The sequence below is a fragment of the Sulfidibacter corallicola genome (assembly GCF_017498545.1).
Taxonomy (GTDB): Bacteria; Acidobacteriota; Holophagae; order Acanthopleuribacterales; family Acanthopleuribacteraceae; genus Sulfidibacter; species Sulfidibacter corallicola.
Genome location: NZ_CP071793.1, coordinates 3,395,370 through 3,407,534 on the forward strand (window position 1 = coordinate 3,395,370; position 12,165 = coordinate 3,407,534).

The window sequence follows — 12,165 nt, forward strand, 5'->3', positions numbered from 1 at the left end:
CTTCAATCGGCGGCGGCGCTCAATCCTTCAGGTTCTCCCGAACGAAATCCTCGAATTGCTCGGCGGGAACGGGCCGCGAAAAATAAAACCCCTGCAGATAGTCGCACCCACATGATTTGAGGAACTCCCACTGTTCCACCTTTTCGACGCCCTCGGCGACCACCTTCATGTGGAGTTTGTGGGCCAGGGAAACCATTGCCTCGACCAGCGCCGCATCGTCGCTGCGGTGGTGCACGTGGGACAGGAAATTGCGCTCGATTTTGAGGATCCGAGCCGGGAAGCGCCGCAGGTAGCTCAGCGACGAGTAGCCGGTTCCGAAATCGTCCACCGAAAACCGGATCCCGCGCTGGGTGAGGATGCGCAAATCCTGCATGAGCTGTTCGGTCTCCTCCAACATGAGGCTTTCGGTGATTTCCAAAACGAGATGCCGGGGGTTCAGGCCCGACTCGTGAAGTGCCGCTTCGATGGTTTTGCGAAAGTCGTGTTGGCGGAATTGACGGGTGGAGAGGTTGACGCTGATGTGCAGGTCCATACCGCGCTCGTGCCAGGCCTGGGCCTGGATGCAGGCGGTTCTCAGGACCCAATCGCCGATGGGGATGATCAGGCCCGTTTCCTCCGCCAGGGAAATGAAGTTGCCGGGCGGCACGATTTCGCGCACGGGATGGACCCAGCGCAACAGGGCCTCACAGCCCACGATCTTGGCGGTTTGCGTATCGAGGATCGGCTGGTAGTACAACCGCAGTTCACCCAGGTCGAGCGAACGCCGCAGATCGTGCTCCAGGCGCATTCGCTCCTCGGCCGCGGCGTTCATCGCCTGGGTGAAAAACCGGTAGCTGTTGCGGCCCGCCTCTTTGGCCTGGTACATCGCGGTGTCGGCGTGTTTCAACAGATCGCGAATGGTGTCGCCGTCGTGCGGGAAGATGGTGATGCCGATGCTGCCCGAAATGAACAGCTCGTGCCCATCGATGTAAAAGGGTTGCGCCAGTTGTTTGAGAATCTTGTCGGCCACGATTTCCGCGTGACGCGCCTGTTTCAAATCGGGAAGGATGACGGTGAACTCGTCGCCGCCCAACCGCGCCACGGTATCGGAATCGCGGGCGCAGACTTCCAAACGCCTGGCCGCGTCCTTGAGCAGCAGGTCGCCGATGCCGTGCCCCAAGGTGTCGTTGACCAGTTTGAACCGGTCCAGGTCGATGAACATCACCGCCACCTGGCAACTGTTCCGTCGCGCCATTTTCATCGCGTTCGACAGGCGGTCCATGAACAGGACCCGGTTGGGCAGGTCGGTCAGCGAGTCGAAATTGGCCTGGCGCCGGATGATCTCTTCGGCCTCGTTGCGCTTGGTGATGTCGGCGAACACGGCGACGTACTGCAGCCCTTCCGGATGGGTCGGGTTTTCCACCGACACCAACGAGGCCCAAGCCGGAAAGTGAACCCCGTTCTTGCGCCGAAACCAAATCTCGCCCTCCCATTTGCCACCCGCGCGCAACGCCAGCCAAATCGGTTCGAAAAAGCTGGGCGCATGACGGTCGGCGAACAGGAACTGGGGCCGCATCCCCACGACTTCGTCGGCATCGTAACCGGTCACCGCGGTGAAGGCCGGGTTGATTGCCTCGAGCCGGTTGTGGGCATCGGTGACGAAAATGGCCTCGCTTGTGGTTTCGAACACCTTTGCGGCCAGGTGCATTTGGGTTTCCGCCTCGATCAACGGCGTCACATCCGTGACGAAAGCGAACGACCCGGTCAATTCATCGACCTCGTTGCGCAACACGGTGGCGCTGACCACGCAGTGGATCTTGTGGTCCCCCTCCCCCAAGAGCGCCAGTTCCAGTCGGCACTGATTCTGTTGGTCGGCACCCGACAAGGGAGGACGCACGATCTCGTGAAACATCTCCGGCATCAGTTGCAGCACACAACGGCCGATCAATTTGTCGGCTTCGATCTTCAGCATGCGGCACAGTGCCTGGTTGACCTCGACGATCTCCAGCTTGGCGTTCAGGACCCAAAATCCTTCGGAGGTCGAGTCGATCATCGCCTGGTACTTCCATTCGGAGGCGCGCAACCCGCTTTCGACCTGCTTGATACCGCTCAAGTCTCGGGGAATCAATACCAACCGTACGCAGTCGTGGCCGCGCAAAGGACCGATCATCAGCTCCACGTGTACGGGACGCCCCGAGCTGTGCCTCAAACGGATTTCTTCCATGACGAACGCCGGTTCGCGTTCGGCGCGATCGACCAATTCGCTGAGGCGGCGGCGTTCGCCCTTGACCACGAGGTCGGTCAGCACCACGTGTTCGATCGGCTGATCCGCGGGAAATCCCAAAAGGTCGAAACCGGCCGGATTGGCGAAAATGAGGCGCCCCTCACGGGCCATCAGCATCGGCCACGGTGCGTGCCCGATAAAATTCATCACTTCTTCCAAGCCGTGTGCAAGGAAGATCTGGATCAGGCAAGCCGTGCCCTCTCCCCGCCTCACCGGTTGAAAGACCAACCGGTACAGGCCGGGAATGCGGTTGGTTTCCGGAGAGCCGGGAAACCAATCGATGAGCGACTCTCCCTGAATGTAGCGAGCTTGTCCCGTCTCCAGCGCATCGTCGAGCATGAGCTGCAGATGACCGCCCTTCCAATGGGGCAAAAGGTCATACAGTTCGCGATCGGCACAAGTTTTCTCATCCAGGCCCGTTTTCTCCACAAACCAGGGGTTCGCGAGCAGAACCTTCCCTCCGTCATCTACCAAAAAAAAGCCACAGCCAGCAGCGGAGATCAATTGTTCGAGGAAATTTGGAGCCAAACTGTACTCCTTGATACTGTCACAAGAATAGGGATGAACAATAAAATGGATAATCCGCAACCGACACTCTGTACTCTTAACCCTTCGGTCAACGGGCAAAAAAATCAAGAAGTGGACCGATCCTGCAGGTATCGGCGCCTTCGGAAACCGACCCGCACGAGGCGAGAGGCTCCCAAGTTTCCTGATTCGAAATGGTCATGTCTCTTGATCGTTTGCGCCTTCAATCCTAGCATAGTGCTTAGCCGAAACGAGTTACTCGTCGAGAGGCTTCTTCGCGTTCCTAGGGCTGGGACGAACCACACGCGGCCGATGTGATCCCTCGATCCATGATCGCCCCTTGGAAACGCGGGCCAGGTTCCCGCCCACCATGCACAGGAAAACCCTTGGTACGAGCGGAATGTATGAAAAAAAGCACGATCGTGATCGAAGAAATCCGAGATCTCTTTTTCCAACTCTGGCAGGATGCGTTGGCATGGCTGGCGGCGAACCCAACCGCGGGTTCCATCATCCTGCTGCTCTTTGCCGCCGTGACGGTATTCCTGACCTTGAAAGCCGTCGCCCTCAAAAACCGCTGGAGCGGGTATTTCGGTCGCCGCCGCGGCCTGCGGGCGGAACGCGGCGCGCTCAAGCTGCTGAGACGGGCGGGATACACCGTCATCGATCCCGATCCCCGGATTTCGTACGAGTTGTGGATCGACGGCGCCCGGCGCCGTTTCGACATCACACCGGACCTTCTCGTGGCCCGCGACGGGAAGGATTACATCGTGGAAATCAAGAGAAAAGAGCGGTTGGGCGGCATCAACAACGCGATCGTGCGCCGTCAGGTCTTGGAATACGCGGTGGCCACGGGAGGCCCTTGCCTGCTGGTGGACATGACGAGCAGGACCATCACGGAGGTCGCGCTGCCGGGACACATCCGCGAACGAATCGCGGAAGACGCGGCCCACGCATTCGAGTGAATTTCATGCCGCAGCGCGGAACTCGAACCAAAACAACGACTTCCAGAAAATTGCAAAGCGGCCATCTTACCATTTTGACCATGGGAAGACATCTGTTTTACGCAGCCTTTGCCGGAACTTTCCGAAATGATGATAGAATGGTGTTTGACTAATGGAATTAGTCAAAATTCAGATTCAACATTTCAAAGGAGAGGCGTGACTGACATAAAGCGTAACATTCTTACCAAGCAGAGCGTTAATGCTCAACCGGCCGCGTCCCCTTGGCAAGAGGACCTGGCCTTCGATGCGCCATCCGACCCGGATGGCAAGTCCCACCCCGGATCGCCCGCCCGAAACCGGCGCGGTCAACGCAACGATGCAGCCCGCGATTTGATTTTCATTTAATGCGCCGCCGTCACGGGCGAAAGGCGTCATTCGGGTCAGCGATACGACATGACAATGGGTTTCCCGCGGTTCCCTAGGAGAATCGGAGAAACCACAACCTCAAAAGGCACCAACCTCGGCGGTATTTCGCCGCGGCGTTCACCTCAGAGGCGATGAGACATTTGGCTCCCCGATCGTCAGGGGACCGGTAGACCGAGCGAACTCGCTTCCTTCACCATGCTCACCTCGTTTCCACCGTTCGGATGTCCGAACCGGGAACAGGGTACCGAGGCCCGCTACCATCTCCGTCCGAACGCCAGACAACGCGAGTTCCGCCGACGTTGGCAAATGATCTTTCTTCGCCAAGGCTAGGACAGCCCCCGCTACGAGGCGGTGCGATCCCGCGATGAGAGGGCACCCCGTCCCGCGCACCCCAAACGAAAAAACGCCGGCCCGTTGCGGGTCCGGCGTTTTCGGTTCGCTATCGCTGCGACGCGCCTCACTCGGCGCTGGCCAACCTCGCCTGCTTGCGCTCTTCGCTCTTGCGCGCCACCAGTTTGGATTTGCGCTTGGCGGTATTGTCGTAGGGATGGCTCTTCTGTTCGTAGTATCTGCGCACCTTTTTGACGTACCGTTTGGTTTCCTTGTAGGGCGGAATGCCGCCGTATTTGTCCACGGCATTCTCTCCGGCGTTGTAGGCCGCCAGGACCAAATCCACATCGCCTTCGAAATAGCTCAGCAGGTAGCGCAAATAGGAAATGCCGCCGCGGATGTTCTGGCGCGGATCCCAGGGATTGGTCACACCGAAGCGTTCGGCCGTGAAAGGCATCAACTGCATGAGCCCGATCGCCCCCTTGCTGCTGAGGGCCTTGATATTGGCGGCCGATTCCACCTGAATCACCGCGTAAACGAGGTCGGGGTCGACGGACATCGACTTGGCGATCGGAAACACCAGGCCCTCGAGCTGCTCGTGCGACAGGCTCTTGCCCTTACTGCGACGCGCCCTGACCTGGGCGGCTTCCTTGGCCCGAACCGTTTTCGGCACGAAGGTGTCGACCAGCTTGTATTTTCTCTTTTTGGACTTTTCCACCGGTTTGTCGGTGATTACCAAACGCCCGTCGGCGTTCTTGTAGGCATAGAGTTTTTGGGCGAAAGCCGAAGGTTGCAGAACCAGGAAGGCAGTCAGGCTCCATATACAGCAAATGGCCAGCTTTTTCAAAGTGGACTCCCTCATCGAAATGGCGTGGTTTCAACCTCATCGGCAGAAATGAAAAAAGGTCAAATCGGCGATCGACCACGTCTCGGAGACGCGAGGCTCCATTATACACGATTCGGGATGCAGAGACGGCGAACCCCGCGTGAGGAACGCCTCACAGGGCGAACAGCGCGGCACGGACGGCGCGTCCCACATACCGACGAACCACGCCTTCCACACCGTCATTTCCTTGAAAAGCCTCTTTTTTACAGCCCCTTGCATAAACCAGAGGCAAGTCCCTCGGTGGGCGGATCAGGCTCGCAACAAACTCAGCCCCTTTTCCAGGGCTTCGTCGATTTTTCCGGTATCCTTGCCGCCGGCCATGGCCATATCGGGCCGGCCACCGCCTTTTCCGCCTACGAGTGCGGCCATTTCGCGCACCAAATTACCGGCGTGCACATCCTTGCGATTGGTCTTCACCAGCAATTGGGCCTTGCCGTCGGCCTCGGCGGCCAGCAACACCACACCATCCTTGATGCGTTGAAGCAGCTCGTCGGAGAGTTGGCGCAGTTGACCACCGCTGACTTCGCTGACGCGCTTGATCAGTACCTTGAAATCGCCCACCGATTCGGTGCGTTCGTCGCTTGCGCCGCCCTTGGCCAGCTTCATCTTGAGCTCTTCGACCTTTTGTTCGAGGGCGCGTTTTTCTTCGACCATTCTCTCCAAGCCGGAAAGGAATTGGTCGCGCTTGAGAAAGAAACGATCGCCCGCCTCGCGCAGCAGCGTTTCCGATTCGCGGAAGCGTTGGAACGCACGCGGTCCGGTCAAGGCGATCAGGCGGCGGACGCCGCTGGCCAGGCCGCGTTCGCTGACGATCTTGAGACAACCGATTTCGCCGGTGGCCCCTACGTGGGTGCCGCCGCAGAATTCCTTGGAGTAATCACCCACGCTGACGACCCGCACGGTATCGCCGTACTTGTCGCCAAAAAAGGCGATGGCACCACTCTCCATCGCATCCTGCTGGGCCATGACCGCGGTTGCCACGCGCGTGTCGGCGAGGATTTCGCGGTTCACCAGGTCCTCGACCCACTCGATCTCCTCGTTCGTCATCGGCGCGAAATGGTTGAAATCGAACCTCAGCTTTTCGGGATCCACCAAACTCCCTGCCTGACGGACGTGCAGTCCCAGCACCTCGCGCAGGGCCTGGTGCAGCAAGTGAGTGGCCGTGTGGTTCTTCATGGTGTCGCGACGGAACGCGGGATCCACCTCGGTACTCAGTTCGGCTCCGATAGCCAGGCGGCCCTCGACCAGTTTGCCCTTGTGCAGCACCAGCTTGTCGAGCACCTTGGTCGTTTCTTCGACTTCGAACACCGCATCCCCGCCGCGAATCATACCGCGGTCACCGATCTGGCCGCCGCTTTCGGCGTAGAAGGAAGTACGATCCAACACCAGTACGGCTTCGTGACCGGCTTCGAGATCCTCCACCGGGGCGTCGCCCACCAGTATCCGTTTGAGCGTGCCCGAACCCTTCAAGCCCGCATGGCAGGTCATCTCCGTTTCAAATCGCTCGGCATCGGCCAATAGCTGGGGATGGACCTTGGCCTGCGCCGGCTTCTTGGCGTCGCTGCCCTGAGCGGCGAGCACCTCGCGATAACCCGCGTGATCCAGACCCAGTTTGCGGTCGCGGGCCACATCTTCCATCAGGTCGATAGGGAAACCGAACGTTTCGTAGATGTGGTACATCACGTCGCCGGGCACCTGTTCGCGACCCTCGGCCACGAAGCGATCCAGGTACTTTTCCAGCACCGGCAGGCCATTGCGGATGGTGCGCTCGAATTGCTTCTCTTCGACTTCGACCAGCAGTTGGATCTGGGGACGCTCCTGATCCAGGTTGGGGTAGATATCCTTCATCTTGTCGACGACCACGCCCACCTGGCGGTGGAGGAAGGGCCCTTCCTGGCCCACGTTCTTGCCGAAGACCATGGCGCGACGCATGATGCGCCGCAACACGTAGCCGCGGCCCTCGTTGGAGGGACGCACCCCATCGGCGATCAGGAAGGTCATGGCGCGCAAGTGATCGGCGATGACCCGCAGCGCGGCGTCGACCGAGGCTTCGCGACCCATTTCCAGGCCGAGATTCGCGGCGACCGGGTTCATGATGTCCTGGAACAGATCCGTCTGATAGTTGCTCGAAACGCCCTGCATGACCGACGCGATCCGTTCCAGGCCCATGCCGGTGTCGATGCTGGGATTGGGCAATGGATTCAGGTCGCCCTTCTCGTCGCGATCGAACTGCATGAACACCAGGTTCCAGATCTCGACGACCTTGTCGGAACCCGACTCGATGGCTTCGAAGGGATCGGCCGGACCGGGCACCATTTCGCGGTAGTCGTAGAAGATTTCGGAGCAGGGTCCACAGGGACCGGTATCACCCATGGACCAGAAATTATCCTTTTCGTCGAAACGGAAGATGCGATCCGCGGGAACGCCGACCTTGTCGCGCCAGATGGCGAAGGCTTCGTCGTCGTCGCGGAACACCGTGACGTAGAGACGATCGGTGGGAATGCCCAGGTCCACGGTCAGAAACTGCCAGGACAGTTCGATCGCCTCTTCCTTGAAATAATCGCCAAAGGAGAAGTTCCCGAGCATCTCGAAAAACGTGTGGTGGCGGGCCGTGTATCCCACGTTCTCCAAATCGTTGTGCTTGCCGCCGGCGCGCACGCATTTTTGTGAACTGCAGGCAGTGCGGTAACCGCGATCTTCACGACCGAGAAAGGCGTCCTTGAATTGATTCATCCCCGCGTTGGCGAAAAGCAAGGTGGGATCGTTTGCCGGAATCAGCGACGAAGAAGCAACGCGCTGATGTCCGTGACGCTCAAAAAAAGCTAAAAATCGTTCTCTGATTTCGGCCGATTTCATGAAGTCGGGTCCTCCGTGCAACAAGTTCCGAACAAAAACCAGCCATCATAGCACAAAAGCACGGGGCGAAAATGGTGCCGCATCAACGGGCCGAATGGTGCGGAGGAGAACCCGATCTACCGCGAAAGCCGCGATCTCCTTAGGCGGCGTTGGCGGCGGCGAAGGCCTTGATCCGCTCGACCATGGAGTAGAAGCCGTTGCGGCGATTGACGCTCAAATGCGATCCCAGCTCGAGTCTGTCGAAAAGGTCGTTGATATCGGTTTGGAGAATGAAACCGGGTTCCTTGCCCGAAAACAGCGTCAACAACACGCCGATCAGGCCCTTGACGATGTGCGCATCGCTATCGGCGCAAATGTCCACCACCGATGGGCTCTCCCCCCGCATGCGTGTGATCATCCACACCTGACTGATGCAGCCTTCCACCTTGTTGATGTCGTTTTTTTCGGATTCGGGGAAATCGGGCAGCTTCCGTCCCAGGTCGATGAGGTAGCGGTAACGGTCTTCCCAATCGTCAAACAGTTCAAAATTCTCGATCAACTCGTCGACCGTCAACTCACCAATGGCCATACAGATCCCTCCTGTCTCTTCGGGTGCGCGAGGCACCTCGACAGGAACATTATACCGGGAAACGGGTCCGTTCGACTCAGTCCTCCCCTTCCTCCGTCTTCTTGCGACGCCGGGGAGCCCGCTTGGCCTGGCCGGCCGGTTCCTTCTTGGTGGCGGCCCGCTTGGGCGTCGCGGCTTTGGCTTTGCTCCTGGCCGCCGGTTTTTTGGGCTTGGCCTCGGCGGGTTTCTCCGCCGGAGCGGCCTCGGCCGCAGGGGTCTCCTCGCTCGGGGCGGCCTCGACTTTACACAATTCCTTCATTTCGCGAACCCGCTCCTCCAGAAACGCGGGATCGAGCTCGTCCACCCGGGACGGGCGAGCCATTGGATCGTCACCTCGGGCATAGGCGTCCTTCATGACCTGTACCTGATTTGCCAGCCACTCCGGATCCAGGTCGTCCGAACGCGTATGGCTGCGCATCGGGTCGTCCCCGCGAGCGTAGGCATCTTGGAGAACGTTCACCTGCTTTTCCAACCACTCCGGATGCAGATCGTCCGAATGAACATGGTGGCCCTTTGGATCTTCGCCCCGGGCGTAGGCGTCCTGGAGAACGGTCACCTGCTTTTCCAGCCACGCCGGGTCGAGACTGTCCATATGAGGATGCTGGAAAAAGGGATTCTCGCCACGGCTGTAGCCATCGTTGAGGGACTGAACCTGCATCTCCAGCCACTTGGGATCCAGGTTCTCGCTTCGCTCGAAAGGCCGAAGCGGATCGTCTCCCCGACCGTAGGCCTCGCACATGGCCCAAGTCTGATTCTTCAACCACTCCTCGTCCAGGTCGGCGGCATTGGGGAACCGATAGAACGGATCATGCTGCCGCATGTAGGCCTCGGTGTGGGCCGCCGCCTGCATTCGAATGTGTTCGACCATCCGGCTCGCGTGCTTCCACGACGAAACCGGTCGTCCTTTCACCGGGAAGAATCCGTCGATACAGATCGCGAAGACCACCGGTCCTTCGATGCGGGGCAGTCGAAACGACTCCACCCCATCGCCCCCGTATTGGGCCCCGACGACGGCAAACAACCCCAGGCAATGCTCGATGGTCAGCTCGCGTCCATCACAAGGTAACCAGTTGGCTTGAAGTCGACCGTGAAAGCTTCGAATGGTGCCAATGACATCATCGTGAGAGTAGGCATTGGGTATTTCCCGATCGGCAATGAGAGTTACCGGCATGGACCACTCCTTGGACGGCCGTCCCCGACAGGATCGACGCAATCTTTCAATTTTTCGGACGTGATGATGAGGCTACCTTAACACGATTACAAAAGTATTTCACCACGGATGACGAAATGAAGATTTGATTTTTCTCGACACCCCAACTAACTACCCAATTCGACCATTCCCCTTGATACCCGGGCGATCCAAGCCGAACCGGCCTCCCTTGGTGCATGCCGAACCGGAACCTCTCTCATCACAGACGAGGTTGCCGCCCCCTAAAAAACTTGCGAGAATAGCGTAAATGCTCTCCACTACCCAACCTTTACTTTTTAGAAAAACATACCAAAGAGCGCAATTTTAAAATGCCCTCTCGTGTCGCGAGGTAGGTTCATGGCTGATTCTTCCATCGGGTTTCCCCAAGAGGACGCCCTTCAACACCTTTTGTCCGTGCTTCAGGTCGAAGACACCCAGTTCGAAACGAAACTCCAGTCCCTGCAGAACCTGCTGAGGCGCATCAAGCCCAACGAATCGGCCAACATTCTGCGCATCAAGTTCAAGGCGGTGGTGCGCGCCCGCGATGAAGCCATCCTGCGTCAGGCTCTCGAGGAGCACGCCACCCAGGCCGAGATTCCCGAACAGGTGAAGGAAACCCTGAATCGCGTTCTCGACCTCCTGGGCGAAGCCAGCCAGAGTTCGGGCAGTTACTCGGCGACCCTGGAACAGGCGATCCGCGAACTGGAATCCGCCAAGAACATGGTGGAAATCCGCCGGTTGTCGCAGCACCTGATCGATCAAGGCACGGAAATGGTGGCGGCATCGAATCGATTCAGGGACGGACTCGGCGAAATCGCCTCGGCGGTCAACCAGTACCAGGACCGCATTCGCGAACTGGAGGCCGAGGTGGAGGAACGCACACGCGAAGCCCAGGAAGACAACCTGACGGGCTCCAAGAACCGACGTGCCTTCGAGATCGAGGCCGAAAAGGCGATCGCCCAAGCGCGCGCCAACGGCTCCAGCATCTGTCTGTTATTGCTGGATCTCGATCATTTCAAACAGATCAACGACACCTACGGCCATCAGGTGGGCGACGACGTGCTGGTCAATTTCGCCAAACTGGTGCGGGCCCGCATTCGCCGCGAAGACGCGCTGTTTCGGTTGGGCGGCGACGAATTCAGCGTGCTGTTCTGCCACCTGACCCTCGATCAGGCGGCCGAGTCGGCCCATCGCATCCACCAGTATGTCTCCAAGAACCCCTATGTTTACAAAGATTTGAAATTCAATTTGAGCATCAGTGGCGGATTGACGGAACTGGACGATGGGGAATCCATGGAGTCCTGGTTCAAACGCACCGACGAGCTCCTTTACCGCGCCAAGCGCGGCGGGAGGAATCGCATTATTTGGAGTTGATCGAACACACGATTTCGCGCAATGATTTTTGTAAAGCACAAACTTTTTGTCATGATGCCATCACCGGCGGTGGTTCCGCGGTAAAGTGTCCTTAATCATGGGGGGGCGGCGATGAACAGAGATTGGCGCGACATCACGCATCTAATGAGCGGAACCGATCGACAACGAGCCGTGTACCAGGTCATTCGCGATCTGGACGTGTTCTACCGCCTGAAACACTACTCGCCCCTGTTGGTGGGTACCTACCCGATCGACCTCGACATCGAAGACAGCGACATCGATATCATCTGCCACGCGGAAAACCTGATCGAATTCGACCGCGAAATCACCGCGGCCTACGCTCGATACCAGGGCTTTTTGAGCGCACCCAAGATCGACGGCGATTTACCCAGCCTGACCGTGGACTTCACCTACAAAGGCATGCAGGTCCAAATCTTTGCGCAGCAGATTCCGGTGGAACACCAAATCGCGTTCCGCCACATGGTGATCGAGGATCGCCTGTTACACCTGGCCGGCTTCGACGCCCGCAAGGCCATCCGCGCCCTCAAGCGGCGCGGCTTGAAGACCGAACCGGCGTTCGCCCGCTATCTGGAAATGGAAGGCGACCCCTACCGAGAGCTGTTGGCACTCTGCCGTTTGAGCGACGAGGAATTGCTGGATCGACTGCCCATCCTGCGCAATCCCAAGACCAGCTATCCCGACGACAAACCGGTTTCCACCATGGATTGGGACGACTTTTTGGAATGAACTTCAGTTGGACCACACGGG

At 58.7% G+C, this 12,165-nt stretch carries 8 protein-coding genes; 3 read left to right on the forward strand and 5 right to left on the reverse strand.

The features are described from left to right. Positions 1 to 19: 19 nt before the first annotated feature. Positions 20 to 2,791, reverse strand: coding sequence for an EAL domain-containing protein (locus J3U87_RS09660; RefSeq protein ID WP_237382837.1), 2,772 nt, complete (start codon positions 2,789 to 2,791; stop codon positions 20 to 22). A gap of 401 nt (positions 2,792 to 3,192) precedes the next feature. Between J3U87_RS09660 and J3U87_RS09665 the strand changes: the two genes are divergently transcribed. Further along, positions 3,193 to 3,750 carry a hypothetical protein gene (locus tag J3U87_RS09665; protein ID WP_237382838.1) on the forward strand — a complete coding sequence of 186 codons (558 nt, stop codon included), beginning with the start codon at positions 3,193 to 3,195 and terminating at the stop codon, positions 3,748 to 3,750. Between the two features lie 862 nt (positions 3,751 to 4,612). On the opposite strand, the gene J3U87_RS09670 is transcribed toward J3U87_RS09665, so the two are convergent. The 4 genes from J3U87_RS09670 to J3U87_RS09685 form a co-directional block, all read right to left on the reverse strand. Next, positions 4,613 to 5,332 (reverse strand): lytic transglycosylase domain-containing protein, encoded by a 720-nt coding sequence (locus J3U87_RS09670; protein ID WP_237382839.1) that lies wholly within the window; start codon positions 5,330 to 5,332, stop codon positions 4,613 to 4,615. 288 nt (positions 5,333 to 5,620) lie between these two features. Next, positions 5,621 to 8,227: an alanine--tRNA ligase gene (gene alaS / locus J3U87_RS09675; protein ID WP_237382840.1), complete on the reverse strand. Its 2,607-nt coding sequence runs from the start codon at positions 8,225 to 8,227 to the stop codon at positions 5,621 to 5,623. A gap of 139 nt (positions 8,228 to 8,366) precedes the next feature. Next, positions 8,367 to 8,795, reverse strand: coding sequence for a SufE family protein (locus tag J3U87_RS09680; protein ID WP_237382841.1), 429 nt, complete (start codon positions 8,793 to 8,795; stop codon positions 8,367 to 8,369). Positions 8,796 to 8,871: 76 nt separating this feature from the next. Next, positions 8,872 to 10,005 (reverse strand): phage tail protein, encoded by a 1,134-nt coding sequence (locus J3U87_RS09685; protein ID WP_237382842.1) that lies wholly within the window; start codon positions 10,003 to 10,005, stop codon positions 8,872 to 8,874. Positions 10,006 to 10,380: 375 nt separating this feature from the next. Between J3U87_RS09685 and J3U87_RS09690 the strand changes: the two genes are divergently transcribed. Both J3U87_RS09690 and J3U87_RS09695 read left to right on the forward strand, forming a co-directional pair. Further along, a complete protein-coding gene (locus J3U87_RS09690; RefSeq protein WP_237382843.1) occupies positions 10,381 to 11,397 on the forward strand; it encodes a GGDEF domain-containing protein in 1,017 nt (338 codons plus the stop codon). Positions 11,398 to 11,508: 111 nt separating this feature from the next. After that, positions 11,509 to 12,144 (forward strand): DUF4269 domain-containing protein, encoded by a 636-nt coding sequence (locus J3U87_RS09695; RefSeq protein WP_237382844.1) that lies wholly within the window; start codon positions 11,509 to 11,511, stop codon positions 12,142 to 12,144. The last annotated feature ends 21 nt before the right edge of the window (positions 12,145 to 12,165 follow it).